This window comes from Paenibacillus albiflavus (assembly GCF_004344915.1).
Taxonomy (GTDB): domain Bacteria; phylum Bacillota; class Bacilli; order Paenibacillales; family NBRC-103111; genus Paenibacillus_AM; species Paenibacillus_AM albiflavus.
The window spans coordinates 36,471-53,638 of sequence record NZ_SKFG01000023.1 but is presented as its reverse complement, the minus strand read 5'-3'; the positions used below and the strand labels follow the sequence as shown (position 1 = coordinate 53,638).

The 17,168-nt window shown below is 41.5% G+C and carries 13 protein-coding genes and 2 pseudogenes; 4 read left to right on the top strand and 11 right to left on the bottom strand.

Annotated elements, in window-relative coordinates; genetic code table 11:
* The 3 genes and pseudogenes from E0485_RS25815 to E0485_RS19060 all read right to left on the bottom strand — a co-directional run.
* A pseudogene (locus tag E0485_RS25815) lies at positions 1–669 on the bottom strand (prenyltransferase/squalene oxidase repeat-containing protein); the annotation flags it as partial.
* 45 nt (positions 670–714) lie between these two features.
* A pseudogene (locus tag E0485_RS25810) lies at positions 715–1,552 on the bottom strand (squalene--hopene cyclase); the annotation flags it as partial.
* A gap of 88 nt (positions 1,553–1,640) precedes the next feature.
* Positions 1,641–2,633: an NAD(P)-dependent alcohol dehydrogenase gene (locus E0485_RS19060; RefSeq protein ID WP_132419669.1), complete on the bottom strand. Its 993-nt coding sequence runs from the start codon at positions 2,631–2,633 to the stop codon at positions 1,641–1,643.
* Positions 2,634–2,912: 279 nt separating this feature from the next.
* Here E0485_RS19060 and E0485_RS19055 point away from each other — a divergent pair, with 279 nt between their 5' ends.
* Together E0485_RS19055 and E0485_RS19050 are read left to right on the top strand one after the other, a co-directional pair.
* Entirely contained in the window at positions 2,913–3,299 is a 387-nt protein-coding gene (locus E0485_RS19055) for a GntR family transcriptional regulator (protein ID WP_132419668.1), read from the top strand.
* Entirely contained in the window at positions 3,296–4,024 is a 729-nt protein-coding gene (locus tag E0485_RS19050) for an ATP-binding cassette domain-containing protein (protein WP_132419667.1), read from the top strand. The genes E0485_RS19055 and E0485_RS19050 overlap by 4 nt, the downstream gene beginning before the upstream one ends.
* A gap of 828 nt (positions 4,025–4,852) precedes the next feature.
* Here the strand turns inward: E0485_RS19050 and E0485_RS19040 are convergent.
* Positions 4,853–5,995 (bottom strand): hypothetical protein, encoded by a 1,143-nt coding sequence (locus E0485_RS19040; RefSeq protein WP_132419665.1) that lies wholly within the window; start codon positions 5,993–5,995, stop codon positions 4,853–4,855.
* Positions 5,992–6,516, bottom strand: a complete 525-nt coding sequence (locus E0485_RS19035) for an RNA polymerase sigma factor (protein ID WP_132419664.1) — start codon at positions 6,514–6,516, stop codon at positions 5,992–5,994. The genes E0485_RS19040 and E0485_RS19035 overlap by 4 nt, the downstream gene beginning before the upstream one ends.
* Before the next feature lie 698 nt (positions 6,517–7,214).
* Here E0485_RS19035 and E0485_RS19030 point away from each other — a divergent pair.
* Positions 7,215–7,493 (top strand): hypothetical protein, encoded by a 279-nt coding sequence (locus tag E0485_RS19030; RefSeq protein WP_132419663.1) that lies wholly within the window; start codon positions 7,215–7,217, stop codon positions 7,491–7,493.
* A 422-nt stretch (positions 7,494–7,915) separates the two neighbouring features.
* Here the strand turns inward: E0485_RS19030 and E0485_RS19025 are convergent, their stop codons facing one another.
* Positions 7,916–8,620, bottom strand: a complete 705-nt coding sequence (locus E0485_RS19025) for a CPBP family intramembrane glutamic endopeptidase (protein WP_053489874.1) — start codon at positions 8,618–8,620, stop codon at positions 7,916–7,918.
* Between the two features lie 86 nt (positions 8,621–8,706).
* On the opposite strand from E0485_RS19025, the gene E0485_RS19020 reads away from it, so the two are divergent.
* Complete coding sequence (locus E0485_RS19020; protein WP_076323509.1) at positions 8,707–9,453, top strand: MerR family transcriptional regulator; 747 nt, start codon at positions 8,707–8,709, stop codon at positions 9,451–9,453.
* Between the two features lie 512 nt (positions 9,454–9,965).
* Here E0485_RS19020 and E0485_RS19015 read toward each other — a convergent pair.
* The 5 genes from E0485_RS19015 to E0485_RS18995 form a co-directional block, all read right to left on the bottom strand.
* Positions 9,966–11,846 (bottom strand): FtsX-like permease family protein, encoded by a 1,881-nt coding sequence (locus tag E0485_RS19015; RefSeq protein ID WP_132419662.1) that lies wholly within the window; start codon positions 11,844–11,846, stop codon positions 9,966–9,968.
* Positions 11,818–12,585 carry an ABC transporter ATP-binding protein gene (locus E0485_RS19010; RefSeq protein WP_132419661.1) on the bottom strand — a complete coding sequence of 256 codons (768 nt, stop codon included), beginning with the start codon at positions 12,583–12,585 and terminating at the stop codon, positions 11,818–11,820. Before E0485_RS19010 ends, E0485_RS19015 begins: the two co-directional genes overlap by 29 nt.
* Before the next feature lie 96 nt (positions 12,586–12,681).
* Complete coding sequence (locus E0485_RS19005; RefSeq protein WP_132419660.1) at positions 12,682–13,692, bottom strand: sensor histidine kinase; 1,011 nt, start codon at positions 13,690–13,692, stop codon at positions 12,682–12,684.
* Positions 13,689–14,396: a response regulator transcription factor gene (locus tag E0485_RS19000; RefSeq protein WP_132419659.1), complete on the bottom strand. Its 708-nt coding sequence runs from the start codon at positions 14,394–14,396 to the stop codon at positions 13,689–13,691. The genes E0485_RS19005 and E0485_RS19000 overlap by 4 nt, the downstream gene beginning before the upstream one ends.
* A 253-nt stretch (positions 14,397–14,649) precedes the next feature.
* Positions 14,650–17,037, bottom strand: coding sequence for an ABC transporter ATP-binding protein/permease (locus E0485_RS18995; protein WP_132419658.1), 2,388 nt, complete (start codon positions 17,035–17,037; stop codon positions 14,650–14,652).
* Between the last annotated feature and the right edge of the window lie 131 nt (positions 17,038–17,168).

The window sequence follows — 17,168 nt, the reverse complement described above, 5'->3', positions numbered from 1 at the left end:
TGTTTTATGGTTCGTCGGAAGGCCGACCGCCGTTAAACCTGTTAATGCGGCCCATGTGCCATAGATATAACAAACTCCCCATCTTCCGTACCATGATCCGTCCTTCTCCTGATGGCTAATCAGCCATTGTGTCCAGCGTTTGATGAATTCATGACGAATTGTAAGTCCAGCGAAGTTCCCCAGATACTCCAAAGTCCGTCCTGTAAGATCGGCCCCCGACGGATCAATGGCAGCCGATTTGGCGCCGTCTATGGGAAGCCAGGTCAACATTTTGTTATCCGTGTTTTTTTCGAATGCTGGCCAACCGCCGTCGTTATTTTGCATGGACTGCACCCAGTTTAGTCCACGATTCCATGAATCTTGGTACGAAGGATCGGTATGGGTGAGGTTTTTGATTGCTCGTAAAGCTGCAGTGGTATCGTCCACATCAGGGTTGATGGTATTGGTTTCCGAGAATCCCCATCCCCCGGGTGAGGTATCCGGATTATGGATGCTCCAATCGGCTTTTTTATGCTGGTGTTTGGATCGCAAGTAATCGGCGGTACGCTGAATAACCGGATGATTGCCGGCAATCCTGGCTTCTTGCAGCGCATATGCAAGCAGGGCGGTATCCCAGATAGTAGAAGGTGAATCTTGAATCGTTGTTTGATGATCGGAGCGGCATTGCATTGCGGTTAAGGCATCAATGGCATGCGAGATAAGGGAGTGCTTTGGATCATAATCTAACGCAAGAAGGGCGAAAATCATTAAAATCGTGCTGCTGCCATAGCTGTATAGCGATCCGTCCGCTTCAATCCGCGAAAGCATAAACTGTTCTGCCTTGTCGGTAGCGGCTTCATAGATAGAACGGGGCGTGCCGATAAGGCGGTTTAAGCCTGCCTGGATGTTGTCCTGAAATTTTTGATGTTCCCGGTGTTCGAAATCTTGGCGTTGGTCGAACTCCTCTTGGTCTATGGAGCGGACAATGAGATCGGATAGATCGGGCGTATGGGCTGTCTTCATGGAAAATTTACGGTCGGCCATGATCAGCATTGGGATTATATGAACTCTCGAATATCCTGAGAAATCAAAAAGGTTAAGAGGGAAATAAGCAGGAAAAAGCAGCACTTCCAGCGGAATAGAGGATATGGATGCCGGCCATTTTCTTTGCCCGGTAGCGGCGAGAAGGGCTTTTCTTAATATGCTCAAGCCCGCCTTTGGATTGTATGTAACGTTTGGCCCGCTGAATCGGTTCGTCTCTGGAATGGCTGTACCCGGAAAAGAGCAGAGCATAATAAGCTTCAACCGAAGCGGATAAGTTTCCTCCTTCTTCATCGGCATACAATTTCCAGCAACCACCTTGCAACTGCGCGGCGAGAATTCGATCATGCAGCCGCCGGATCAAATCCTCATTGCGGATATTCAAAGTCCTGAACAGAATGATCACATACGCGTCTATAACGATCCCATTCTCAAAACAAAAATGCCAAGATCCGTCCGGTTGTTGCTGCTGAATAAGGTTTGTTCTCAACCGATGAATTTCCGCATCGATTTTGCTTATCACATTATCCATTTTCCATATCACCTCCGCAGCAAGTCATTTTTGACATTATATGACGGTGGGAAAAAGGAAATGTGGAAGTGGAACATATCGGCAACTTCTATCTATTTCGACCGCTATTATGTTCCACATTTATAACGACATTTCCCTTCTTGTGTCCTTTCTCGACATATCTATGAGCTTCCACAATCTCATCAAACGAATAATATCTGTCAATGACCACTTTTAACTTCCCTATCTCAACAAGTTCTTTAAGAAAGTTTAATGCTTCTGCAGTTTCAGGTGAATTTCGGCTTAATAAAAGTTTCTTTCTACTCGTTAATTTAGTCCATAGCATTTGAACACTCGGCAGCGGTTCCGTAACATTGATATAGGTACCGTTGTTCTTTAACAATTTCATACAAGCTGAGAAGGAACTCTTGTTTACCGCTTCAAAGATGACATCATATGTTTCGTCTATTCTTGATAAATCCTCTACCGTATAATCAATTACTTTGTCAGCTCCTAGAGATTTCGCTAATTCCAAATTCGTCGTACTGCATACCCCTGTAACGTTTGCTCCAAGATATTTAGCAATCTGAACTGCATAACTTCCTACACTTCCTGAAGCACCATAGACTAAAACGGATTGACCGCTCTTTATACCTGCTTTCCTAAGATAGTACAATGCTGTACGAGCTCCAATAGGAATGGCAGCAGCTTCTCCATACGCTATATTGGAAGGCTTAATAGCTACAGGTCCATCTTCCTCCAAACACTTATATTCGGCATAAGCACCAAATCCAGCTAAGGATGCTGCAAAAACTTGGTCTCCTTCCTTAAACCTTTTTACTTTTTTTCCGATTGACTCTACTTCACCGGCTAACTCCATTCCCAATATCTCTTTTTTGGGTTGTCTCAAACCAAGTGTTATACGTGCAGGTAGCCAAAAAGCAGGCGGAACTGTAAAACTCCGCGACCGAATATCGGCTACTGTTACAGTTGTGGCTTTTACTTTAACTAAGATTTCATTGTCTTTCGGAATAGGCTTTGCTACCTGTTTCAGTTCAAGAACATCGGGGGAACCGTACCTTGTGTACACAATGGCTTTCATTTATCCACCTCGAATTCGTTTTATTCGAAACGATCGTTTCCTTGTAACACTTAATTATCCTTAATTAACCAATTTGTAAAGTTTATTATACATAAAGTATCATTTAGATTACATCTAGATCAAGTTTTATTTACATATGCTTGTCTACCATGGGTGATCGAGCCAGGGCACTAAAGAAGATAAAAAAATCAGAATATTTAGTTATCACTTGACTTAAGTGTATTAAGATGTATAATACAATTCATAAAGGGTCTTATAAGTCGGTGAGGGGGATGTGAAATGGAACAATTTCAAGTTGGCGACCTCACGTTCCAGTTGGATTACAGTAAGCCGCTGTATGAGCAGATTATCAACCAATTTCGTATCGACATTGCACAGGGGCATATCCAGTTGGGTACAAGAATGCTTTCTGTCCGTGATCTAGCTAAGGGGCTAAAGGTTAACCCCAATACAGTTATGAGAGCTTATCAAGAACTGGAGAGGGATAATCTGTTTGAAACTCGAAGGGGGCATGGAACTTTTGTAACCTCTTCACAGCAGAAAGTGGAGGAACTTCAACATTACCTTGCAACTCAAGCAGTTGACAGCTTTATTACGTCTATCAAAAGCATTGGAATTACGAAAGAATCCGCCATAACATTGATTGAGGAGGCTGATTGGAAGTGACAACTTGTAAGGTTAATTCATTAGTCACCGAATCTGGTGCTGTCGAATGCAAGGAACTTGTTAAACGTTATAAACAAAAGCTTGTTCTTGATCAATTTACAGCTTCATTCCCTGAGGGCAAGATAACAGGTCTTCTTGGACAGAACGGAGCGGGCAAGTCCACATTACTGAAGATCATTGCAGGCTTGACCCAACCTGATCATGGGGAGGCCAGAGTTTTTGGTGAAAGAACCAATTGGAAACAAAATCAAGACATTACGATTTTGTCTGATCGCACCAAATGGTATGAGCATCACACCGTATTGGAAGCTATCAAATTTTCTAAAGTTTTGTATCCTCAATTTAGCCTGGAAAAAGCGATGGAACTTACCCAGTTTATGAAACTCGATACCGATCAAAAAGTAAATACATTATCCAAAGGACAGGAATCACGTTTGTATCTTGTGTTATGTCTTGCACGAAATACAAAACTTGTCCTATTGGATGAACCTTTCTCAGGTATTGATCTCATATCTAAAGAGCAAATCATTCAGGCCATTATTGACTATATGATCGAATCTCCCTGCACCCTTATTATTAGTACACATGAGATTCACGAGACAGAAGGATTATTCGATCATGCTGTTTTTATCCGCAATGGGGCTAACGTATTGTCAGGAGATGTAGAATACTTGCGCTCCACACAGGGATCAATTGAAACTATATATAGGGGGATTTATCGATGAGTTCTTTTTGGAGCCTTGTGCAAAACGATCGTTTATTCGGTGATAAATTATTTCGAAAACCGGCATATCTGTGGATTTCCGTTTCTCTTCCGTTCCTTCTATTTATCACATGGTATACCTTAGTGCTTCTGTTTGGAACGCCAACTACTCCCCTGGGCTTGCTAAAACTCACTCCCTTCTTCGTATTCGTATTTGTAGGAGTTTCGTTAAAGCTATCCATTAAAGAATGGAGGAAACAAACGATCAGTTGGTGGTTAATGTTACCGTTACCTCGATATTATTTATTAGGTGCAAAATCACTTTCCGCATTCCTCATTTGTTTCAAAATACTCTTGTTATGCTACGGAATCACACTTGCAGCTGGCCTCGAGAGTTATTGGCTCAGACCTGAATTGTTTAATAACCATCACTTCTTAGGAAGTTTTTTCTATGAAGTCAGTATGAACTATTTGGTATATCTACTCCTCAGTCCTTTACTCATCTTGATTACCATCACTTCAGTAATTTTGCTCAAATCCAGCTGGAAAGTCTATTTTTTTCTATTCACTGTGCTTGTCTCACCTTTACTCAGCTTGTTTTTCTCGGATTATGATAATATCCCAAGGAATCCCACTTTATCCTTTCACCTGTCCTTTCAACTGCCAGAGTATATATCTCTTGATTATATGTACCCTTATCTGCCGATCATATTAATTGGGTCCTTGTTCGTTTCGGCAATATTGCTGTTTGTGTCTTCCTTTATATTAGAGAAAAAAGTACAAATCTAAACAAAGGAATCGGATTTTCATAAAAAACCGGCAAAAGCAGCATGGCTTTTGCCGGAGTATCCTAATTCAAATCAATTACTTTGCCAGTAATAACACCGTGTTCATCCCTGGAAAATTGAAGTGCCATGTACTTCCCTTCGTCCCCACTGATGCTAACGGCATCAGATATACCCGTTTGGCCTTCCGCAAACAACTGATCTGGGGATATCTTAACTTTCCAGTCATTATACTCATAGTTGATTAGGCCTTTATCATCATAAGTCACTTCTTTAACAGATTCGGGGATGACCGTCCCATCCGGTATTTTCTTCTTCAACTGTTCAAATTCGCTTGTCAATTCCGCATCCTTATCATCAGTAGCGACCTTCTCATTTGTGGTGTTGACTGACGGTTCCTTCAACAACTCCTGCAAATAAGCTTCAGCCTTAGCTGAGTCTGATTTGGATTTGTCCAGCGGAAGATCGAATATAACCGAGATTCCTTTAGCATCCGCTTTAGGGCTTATTTCACCCGTGTCTTCGTTATAAGTAAACGATTGGTTGTTATAGAATCTGTCGCTGCTGACAGCCATATATACTCCTCTATCGGCAAATATCTCCACTCCATCGCATTCAATCAATCTGTACATAATTCCGTCTCGTACAATCTCGCTGTAACCCCCATTCATCGACATAATGTTTACCTGCCAAGGCTTCTGACCTTTAATGAGAGGCGAAACTAAGAACGGTTTATTTCCATATTCTGAGTCATTTGTATCCGGCATTGGGCTGCCATCCTGTCTGGCGATGGATACAACAGCATACGTTCTGTCGGGATTAACATCCTGAGCAGAACTGCTGAATTTGCTCAGTCCTGTCCCGGAGACGATACCGTGTAATGTAATGTTGTAGTCACCTGAACGGACCGTTTGATTGATTTCGATGGCTTCTTTGCTTTCAAAGGCCTCGGCCAAACTACGATCCCCAATATGTTCGGCAATCTCCTTGGAGCTGAGAAGCTGTGTGGCCGCATAAGCCGTTATGGACAAGACAAGCGTGAATACGGCAACCAACAATACAACGGAAAGTCGCTTTCTATTTCCACTTTTCACTCGAGTTCTCTCCTTAAACCGATTTATAATACTTTGATTCAATTCCTCCTCGGGTTCCATATCCGAAGCAAGGGTATTCTTGAACAGCCGATCCCACTTTTCGGAATCATTCATGGGGATTCAACCTCCAATATCTTTTTCATAACCTTCCGTGCCTTGAAAAGCCTGCTTTTGACTGTGCCTGGTGGAATCCTCAGTGCTAACGAAACCTCATCGACAGACATTTCTGCGGTATAGTACATTAGTAGCGGAATTCTCAGTTTATCATCCAACCTGTCTATAGCAGCTTGAATCATGCTACGAAGCTCATTGGATAACACAGCTTCCTCGGGCGTTGTTTCTTCATTCGTACAGCAGACCTTGTCCACAGCCTCATTAAGCTCAGTTGAAGGCGCAATCCTCTGCCTCCAGGCAAATTTCCGGCGTTTGTTTTTGCGCAATCGGATGACAATGGAGATGAGAAACCCCTTTGGATTTTGATTCATATCCATTTTATGACGAACTTCCATCGCTTTAAGGAAGGTTTCCTGATAGAGATCATCCGAATCCGCCTTATTTCCCGTAAGCCTATAACAGAATCCGTATATTGTTTTACCATGCTGCTTTATTAGATCACTCAGCTCTTCGATATCCAAGTAGCTACTCCTCTCCGAATGGCCATTCACCTATATATTGTAATAACCTTGTAATAGGTTCATTAGATTGCAGCATTTTTTCATAACATTCATAATAAAAATCCCCTCACCCAAGTTATGTTGATGTTACCTTGGGCGAGAGGATTCTTGCAACCTCATAAACAGCTTATTCGATTACTTTATTGTAGTTTCTCCAACTCGATGTTAATCGTTTTTACACATTGAATTAATCGCTCATTTATCGTGTTTGTCATATCTCTACTGTAAAAGCACAGGCGTATCAATACGTGATTAAAGCAGAGAAGATAAGTGAGGATTAGGTTAGTTAAGAAAAACAACGCTATTAAGAGGGGTTAGCCGATAAGGCAACCCCCTTCTTTCGATCAAAATTACGCATTCCACATGTGTTGAGTGCTGACGGTAGAATAAATTAAGATGATGTGGCTGTATTCACCTAAGTACTTAACGAAACTTCATCTAAATTCTTTACATCACATAATTAAAATACCTATTACAAAGCATCATTCCAATCAAAGACATTCGGATGCTGCTTCTTCCCGCTTGGAATAACCTATTTAACTAGCTTAACCATATATAATGAATTGAGCTTATGTGGAATTGTCGAAGCTGCCGAAGTCCTCGGGTGGATCAAATCGACGTTGGTTCGTTTTCGAAAACCAGGAGGCTTACCAAAAACAATGCTTTCACTGCCTGAACCGATTCAAGAACTAAGTTGTGGACCGATTTGGCTTGAGAGCGACATTATCAACTATAAAAACTCTGTGGAGGCAATTTCGATGGAGAAATACCAACGGTGCGTTGATGCCGGTATTGAGGTCGATTACAAGATGGGATGGGACATGACGGCTGTTTGGTCTGCTCACCATAAATTGCAAGTTAATGAATTGAAGGAACTGTTTCAAGCGAACGGTTGGGTCGATTATTACCGTGGTATTTGCCGCAATCCGATATTTTAATTTAATGTAGTATCAACTGGCGCCCCCATATATTGTGGGGGTTATCCCATTTTTACTAATTTTCAATTTAACTCTGCGCTTTACCACTATTTGTGATGCGGTTCCCCGTACATAACCTCGCGTCCTCAAACCATTGTCCATTTCGGAATATATAAAACGTCACTCACCATAACCATATACTAGCTCAGTTTTGTGCCGTTTGTGAGGAAAGCCAAATTTTCTTCTAATGCCTTTCAATCATATAGATATAGTAAATGGTAAATACAAAACCGAGCAAAAAGGGCTACCAAATGGCAGCCCCACTTATAATTCATCTCTTCTAATCCTAAACTCTACTAGCCATGTGATGAGTCCCGTCTCATTTGTCGTCATTGCCTCGAAGTGCTTGTTTACGAATTAGGTAACTCTTTTTCTTTCTCCCGTTACATTACCAGAGTCAATAATAAAAATAGTCCATTTGTTAAGCCATGTACCCATACTGCAGGCCAAACAGAATTTGTTCGTTCATACGCCCATGCAAATATGATCCCCCCAAGAAAATTCGCAGGCATCGCGTTATAGGTAGGAATATGGACTATCGTAAAGAGACTCGCACTCAAAAACATTGCCCAACCAATGCCTAATCGGGTTCGCAGCCAGCGATAGATAAAACCGCGATAGAATATCTCTTCGTATATAGGCGAGATGATCACTGCTGATGCAAACGCAATGAATACACTGAAGACCGTAACATTCTGCTGAATTGATTCCGTCTTAGAATTTTCAAATGTATTGCCGATATAGCTGGTAAGGATCATTACGATGGTGCTGCCTATAATCAGCAAGAACGTCCATAACAGAATTCGCCACCAATCCTTCGCAGGAAAGGATCTTAAACCCACTTCACTCCAAGAAAGCTTTTTAGGACGTAGCCCTATGAAATACACTCCCAGCATTAATACTATTGCTATTGTAAGCCCTGTCAATGTTCCTGAATACAGCTCATCTCCAAGCCATTGCGCATATACGGGTTTTACTACAAATTTAATAAATCCGATAACAAATACAAACTCTAGCAACAGCAAAGCTACAAACTCTTTCCATGTCCAATTATCCCTTTGTTTCCAATGCGTTAAGTGATCAGTCATTCCCTTACCCCTTTGTCTCTGTGATATAATTCAAATATATTGGGTGACGCTACGTCACCTGCAAGCATTTTTTTTGGAGGAATATCATGAGTCATTGGACAACAGGACAAGTATCCAAACAAAGCAATGTTTCTGTAAGAACACTTCGCTATTATGATCAAATTGGGCTCCTTACACCTAGCTTTAAGGACGAAAGCGGACGCCGTTGCTATTCCGAAGAAAACTTGTTTACTTTGGAAAAGATCACACTTCTAAAATCTCTCATGCTTCCACTCGAAGAGATTCAGAATTTATTGGATAAGCTATCCTACCGAGAAATACTAAAAGCTCACTATAATCATCTTCAAGAACAACTTTCTTCGCTCCAAACTAGCATCTCCAATACGACCTCGCTCATCAACATGTTTGATCTTGAGGGAGAATTATCGTGGAAACGAATTTCACATTTAGTACAGACAGCCAAACATAATTCGAAAAAATGGATTGAATATTTTGAAGATGACGAGAAGGATTTTTTAGAACAAGTGCTTCCTAGTCTTAGTAAAAGCGACCGAATCACCCAACAATATATTTCACTATTACGGAGAATTGAATGGTGTCAGCAGCATAGCATATTACCTGAATCTGAAGCTGGCTATCAGATTGGTTGTGAGTTGATTGCAGTTTCCAATGATACATTTGATGGAAATGAAGAGTTAATGAATAAGTTTTGGGAAGTAAGAAAAATGCCGTCAGAGACAACTGGACTGTATCCTATAACAGATCAATCACTGGAATTTGCAGAACGTTGTATTATCTATGCAGAGCAATTGCTGAATAAAGAAAATGAATGATTGGTTTCTTAACACTATAGATCTGAGTGATTCCTTCATCCACCAATGATCATTGTTGCATATATCCTCAGCAAACTATGTGGATGTAATAGAAAATGCTGCCGATAATTGATATGCTCCCCTTACGGTAGACAGGTGGAATAATAAAAAATATGGTGCGTCAGAGAAACTCGTTATCTATGGTGAAGTCGAGAGTGGGAAAATTGGTGTTAAGACTGCAACCAAGAAATACGGTATCAGCAAACCGGCTTCTGCGAAATCCTGGAATGAAAAGAGCAAACAACAATGGCATTTCTAGTGCCTACAGTTTCAAGTATCTTCCATGAACTCGGGTACTTATAAAAAAAAGCCCAAGCAAGTGACTGCTTGAACTTTACAGAAAAACATTAGGTTAATGTGGCTCTAAATCACTATGTTCTCACGAGCGACACACAGCATTCCACTTGTGTGGAGTGCTTTGGAGGTACTATCCCGCTCAAGCACTCTTTCTATATAAACCTGAGGTTGCTCTATTAGGCAACCGCCATTCTTACCTGCCTAATATAGAAGAAGCGGACGATGAAGAAGTAGATGACTTGAACTATAAAAAATAGACTGAGAACGAGCAATGATTCCTTGAGCAACGAGTATTGAAACATGTTGGATAGTGTTGCGAGGGCTACAGCCCCATGTACTAGAGCAACAACGATTGGTGCAAAGAAAAGCAAGATAATTTGTCGGTTCAGTATTTTTGTAAGTTCTCTTTCGCTTAGACCCATCTTAGAAACAGATTTGAACTTCTGTCTGTCATCATCCAAATCGCTGTATAAACGGAAATAGAGAAAACTGCCTGCGGAGACAAAAAACACGATACCGATAAACAAACCAATGAACAGTATGGGGCCAAAACGTTGGTTTAGAATGGAATTTTGTAATTCAAGAGCATAAAACTCGTATTTATTGGAATAGGGAAGTTGATTAGTAAGCTTTCCGCCTGCCGCTAAGGCTTCTTTTTGCCCGAGAGGTCCATGCCATGCGTAGTAATGTTTTTCTTGTATAGGTGTCTGGAGTTTTGCGTATTGGTCATCCGATACAATAAAATAGCCACTGAAACCGTATACCGCTGGCGATACAACAGCTTGATTTGCTTCAATCACAACACCCGATTGCAGTGTTACAGGTTGGTTAAGCATCGATTGGCCCATACGTGACATACCAAAATCAACAACTGCTGCTTTCCCGCCTGAAAGCTGTATCGTGTCTATTTCCATTAACTCGGCCAACTGGTTATAATCGGATTGTTTCACCACTACAATCGTTCTATCGCCATTGGAAGCAGAGTAATAAGTAAGCTTAAGAGCTCCTTTTTCAACTGCGAGGTTCGATTCTTTAAGTGTGCGATCAATCTGCTCAATATGCTTTTGCTCGTTGCTGTCACCGTTCGTTGCCAGGTAGGTGAATAAATAGGGATTCTCCTTGGCATTATTTCCACCGATCATGGATTGGAATCCGTAAAGCGAGCCTATAGCACAAAACGAAACAGTAGAGATAATTGCAACTAAAAAAAAGGAACGCGCGTTGTCCTTCATACGGTAGGCAAGATCGGAAAAAAGCAGCATGTTTGTTTTCAGCCAAAAAATCGTCTTCATACTCTTTATCTTCCGAATGATATAGACGCTGAGCTGTGTAAACAACAGGTATGTGCCGATGGAAACCATTATAACAACAGGAATTAGTAAAAAAATAGCCTCTAAGCCTTCAGCTCGCAAACTAAGAAAGTAGCTTGTTCCCAGTAGGATCGGTACTAGCAAAGAAAGAAGTGCGGATGATTTAGGCTCACTCTTTGCTTGCTTGTTTCCCTTTAATAGCGTAATTATCTTCCCGCTGCGCAGTACGGCCGAAATAAAAAAGGAGATGAGGATGAATAGTATTAAAAATGCAAATAGTGTGAGGATAATAGCCTTATAAGGAATATAAAAGGACAGTTTTTGATTGATGGTGAGGACATTTTCCCCTGCTAGCAAAATAGCCTTGGCAAACACAAGCCCCAGACCAATGCCACCTATTGTGGCAAACAAACCTATTATCATATTTTCCAAAAAAATCATCAGACGAAGCTGAACAGTGGTCATGCCCTGCATGATCATCAGCCCAAATTCCCTTTTTCGCGACTGCAGGAATGCACTCATGGAGTAAAGTACAAAAAAGAAAGAAAATACATAGATAATCCACTTGGATACAGAAAGAGCAAACGTCGCACTTGAATGGATATTCACTCCACTCAGGACAGGGTGGTATGCAAAAATAGAAAAGGTAAAGAAAACCATAACAGTAAACAGACTACTGAGGAAATATCCCGCATAGAGCCTTTTATTACGGGAAACGTTACGGAATGCGAATTGTCGAAACGTCATTGTGATATCCCCCTAACAGCGAAAGCGTATCAATAATTTTTTGGAAGAAGGTTTGACGATTGTCACCCCGATGTATTTCTGTGTAGAATCTACCGTCTTTAATGAAGACAACACGATTGCAATAGCTGGCAGCCACCGCATCATGAGTGACCAGCATCATCGTTGCTTTCTGCTCGCGGTTAATTCTCTCTAGCAATTCCATGACATCCCTTGCTGATTTAGAATCGAGGTTGCCTGTTGGTTCATCTGCCAGAAGTAACTTGGGGGAATGAATCATAGCTCTGGCTATAGCAGCCCGCTGAGCCTGTCCCCCGGATATTTCATATATTCGTTTTTTCATAATCTCTGTAATTCCTAGCTTTTCTGCTATGGTTTTTACTTTATGCTTCATTACACTGACCTTGTTTCCATCAAGCGTTAATGGCAGCACGATATTCTCCTCAACCGTCAAGGTGTGGAGTAGATTGAAGTCCTGAAAAACAAATCCAAGCTCACGGCGGCGGAATATAGCTAACTCATTTTTGTTTAGCTTGTTGGTGGTTTTACCGTCAAATAAAATTTCTCCGGTTGTTGGTTCGTCAATCGTTGCAATCAAGTTCAGCAGCGTTGTTTTACCGCTTCCAGAAGGGCCCATAATCCCGACAAAATCACCGTCATCAATTGTTAAATCAATGTCCGTTAAGGCTCGATAAGCCACTTTACCTTCATATATTTTACTAACCTGTCTTACATGCAGCATACATGAGATCTCCTTTCAAGAGGACAAAAGATAGTATGTGAGATCAGTATACTGTAGTCAGTCAGCCGCTAACTATCGATTTCACTTTCACTTTTCTTACACGCTTGTAAGCTTTTGATAGGCGGCAAAAACAATACGTACTTGTGTACCACTACCGACCTCTGTGGTAAGCTCAATTCCATGTCCAAGACGATCAGCAGCCTCCTTCGTCAAAAAGAGCCCCATGCCAGTTGATTCACGCATGCCACGACCGTTTTCACCCGTAAAAAAGGGATCAAATACCCGTTTGATATCCGCAACAGGAATACCTATCCCTCGATCTATAACCTCAATGACGGCTTCGCTGTTACGCAAATAATAGGAAATCACGATCTTGTTCCCTTTAGTATCTTTGCCAGCAGAATATTTAATCGCATTAATGACTAGCTGGGAAAGCATGAAAAACAACCATTTCTCATCTGTTTCGACCGTTATGTCAGGTGTACAGTTCCGAACTTCGGGGTAAATCTGGTTGCGTATAAATAGTCGTTTATTGTCATGGACAACGGAGTTGATTATGTGTGATAGAACAACTGGTTTGACATGAAAATCCTGTTCGAAGGCGCGAAGCCGGGCCATATAGAGGACCGTATGTAATCCCGAACGCATTCTCTCCAGCTCTTCACGAATACTGGCAAACTCAGGCTCGTCGATATTCTGAACGGTGAGTTCAATAACTGACAGAGGTGTTTTCATCTGGTGCACCCATTGGTCCATGAAGGTCAGATGCTCCTCTTGTTGCTTCTTAACTGTGTATAGTTGTTGCTGATAATGGCGGTATTGAGTATGTAAAAGCTTCTGGAGTGACTCCGAGATGGGTGACTGCTCGATTGTCTGAATTGAGGCGTCTAGCGATTCGAGAGGCTGACTAAGGCGGAGGTAATAGTGTCGCCGACTAAGATATTGGTAAACAAGGTATCCGCCTAGAATGAAAAAAGCAAGAAAAACAGAGTAAAGAGCTGTCATCAGATTGTGATAGCCGTCGAGCCAATATATCGAAAAAATGATACCCATTTGCAAAAACTGAACGATAATCAGCAAAGCGTGTTCTCTAAGAAAGAGTTTCATTCGTAACTCTCCTTCGTCCACGTGACGTTTAGTCGATAGCCTGTACCTCTAACAGTCAATAAACCATCTTCGATACCTAGCTCCTGGAATTTTTTTCTGACGCGGGTAATATTCACGTTGAGCGTATTTTCATCCACGTAAGTTTGATCATCCCACAGCTTCTCAAGTAGGGCCTCCCGGCTGACAACTCGTGGATAGCGCTCGAAAAGACTTTCTACAATGTCGGACTCTTTTTGCGTGAGTGTTATGACTATATCCTCAAGCTTAAGTTCCAGCCTTTCTGGGTAGAGTAAGAGCCCTTCTTGTTCAAGAACCAGTTCTTCATGTCTGGTTGCATACTCACCATAGGCACGGCGAAGATGGCTGTGAATTTTGGCCAACACAACCCCAGCGTGAAACGGCTTGGTGATATAATCATCGCCCCCATTTTCAAGAGCCATGATCTGATCCATCTCACCATCACGAGCTGAAATGAACAGCACCGGGCAGATAGATGCGCTACGGATTTGCCTGCACCAGTAATAGCCGTCATAACTAGGTAAATTCACATCCAGGAGTACCATATCCGGTTTGGCTTGATGGAACTCATCTAGTACATGTTGAAAATCGTTCACTCGTATCCCATCATAGCCGTATTTCATTATAGTAGACAGCAGAAGCTCCGCAATTTTCGGATCATCTTCTACGACCATTATTTTGTGCATTTCACAATCTCTCCTTGTACGGATCATTAATGATGCAAAATAAGAAAATATGAAGCAGTTGGTCTCAAAGAAGCTCAGATGTAATTATCGCCTGAGCTACTCGACTGGTCAAGGGCATATCATTAGGGACAGCAGACACACTGCATTTGTTCCAGAGATTCAAACGTAGATTGCTGAACACAAAGAAAGGTTCAACCCCCTATTTCTACGAGGTTAAACCTTTCTTTAACATTGTCTATTTATTACTTATTAACTATTCGCTACGCAAAGCTGTAACTGGATCCTTCTTCGCTGCCATCTTGGCAGGAATGAAGCCGCCAATCATCGTAAGCACTACACTAATAACCCCAAGCGTAAGCGCATGAATCGGATTAAGCTGAGCAACGTTGGAGAGGTCTGTGAGATTGTAAAGTACCGCATTAACTGGGAACGTTAACAGATACGTAATACCAATCCCAAGTATTCCTGAGCATGTACCTATAATAAACGTCTCTGCATTAAATACTCGTGTGATATCCTTCTTCCTTGCACCCAAGGCGCGAAGAACACCAATCTCCTTCGTTCTTTCCATCACGGAAATATATGTGATAATACCAATCATGATAAGCGATACCACGAGGGATATTGCCGCAAATGCAACAAGCACCAGGGTAATACCATTCATAATCCCCCCCGAAATACGCGTAACAATGGCTGCCATATCTGTGTATACCACTTTGTCCTGCGTATCCAAGTTTGTATTCCACTCATCGAGGTAAGCAGTGATCGATTCTTTTGCTGCAAAATCAACTGGATATAGCGAGATTGAAGACGGAATCTCAGTTGCACCCAAGGAAGCTAACATCTCATCTTTGGTTGGAGCAACAGAGGAACCTGCAGCCATCATCGATGGCATTCCCCCTGTCGGCATTGTGCCTGAACCCATTCCTGCCATTCCGCTTGCACCTGCTGTATCTTGGGACAATAATTGTCCGGTTATAACATTAAAATCTGCTTCTTGTTGTGCCTTTACGATCTCTGAATTTTTCGCATCATCAATAAAATAGGTTGAAAGTTCATCAGAGTATGCGATACCGGCAGGTAGCGTAGACATCTTGGATTCTTCCTGGGCGCGAATAACACCAACAATATTTAAAGTTGTCGCTTTATCGCTATTATACATATCTATCAAATTCGATGCTGTGCCGTTAACAGTAAATTGTTCGCCGTTTTTGACGTAATAGTCATCGTTCTTAATGAGTTTCAATTCATAACCAATCAAATCAGCAAAATCAATGCTATCTGCGTCGTGGTTAATGCCTAGCGCATCAAGTGAGACATTGTCCAAACGATTATATTCGTCCACAATGAGTACAAGATCCGTCATCTTTGTTGGGAAGCTTCCCTCAAGTAGATCATAGTACTGCTCTATATAACTCCCAGTGGCATTCCCCTGCTTACTTGGAAAAGCGGAGAAACTAATATTTCCTTTATTAAGCGTCGTCGCCTTATCTCCGTCCAACTTTAACATATTCATATTCACTGTACGTGTATAGGATATTCCATCGATCAGCGCTGGATCCATCTTCCCCAGATAATCTAAATAATCGGTGGATAGTACATTATTGTGAAGAATTGAATTCTTAGTTGGATCATACGGGAACAATACCTTCTCTGTCGGATAGGAGGACAGTTCAGTACCACCAAAAGAAGAATGCTGTGTCATATCAACGTTCATGGCAGTCTGACTGATCGTAATCGGAAAAGTAGAGAGCGCTCCTGTTTCATAGGAACTGATCTGCTTATCAAATCCGTTCGATAAAGATAAGATTAACGCAATACCTATAATACCAATACTTGATGCAAAAGCAGTTAGGCCCGTTCTCCATTTCTTAGTTGCAATATTTTTACCCGACAATTTTAATGCTGTTAGAAAGTTCATGCTCGTTTTTTTGAGCTTATAATTTGATGTTAACTTTTGATTGGCTAGAGGATTACTATCAGATACCGCCTTACCATCAGAGAAATTAATCACACGATCAGCATATCGCTCCGCCAATTCTGGATTATGGGTAACCATAATGACTAGCTTGTCTTCTGCGATCGTCTTGATCAAATCCATAATCTGTTCACTAGTCTCGGAATCCAGCGCACCTGTTGGTTCATCAGCTAGAATAATATCCGGATTATTCGCTAGTGCACGTGCAATCGCTACACGCTGCATCTGTCCACCTGACAACTGATTTGGTTTCTTGTGCACATGGTCCTTCAACCCGACCTTTTCGAGTGCTTCCATTGCCTTCTTATTCTTCTCAGATGTGGATACCCCGCTAAGTGTCATCCCCATTTCAACGTTATCCACGATACTTAAATGTGAAATCAAGTTATAGCTTTGAAAAATAAAGCCTACACTATTATTACGATAAGCATCCCACTCCCCATCCTGGAAGTGCTTAGTGGATTGCCCGTTGATAATAAGCTCTCCGCTCTCATACTGATCAAGACCACCGATCACATTTAATAAAGTCGTCTTACCAGATCCGCTCTGCCCAAGGATAGCTACAAATTCGCTCTCCCTGAAGTTAAGACTTACTTTGTCCAGTGCAACCTGTGTGAAGTCCCCTGTCTTATAACTTTTAGTGATATCTTTAAGTTGTAACATTGATGTTTCTCTCCTTTCGATGCTTACTCTCTCTTTGGTGACGCAACTAAGTATATCAATCATTTATAAACTAAACCTAAACTGAAGGTACACATTAGCGGTTGATATTCACTTTATATTTATGAGGTATA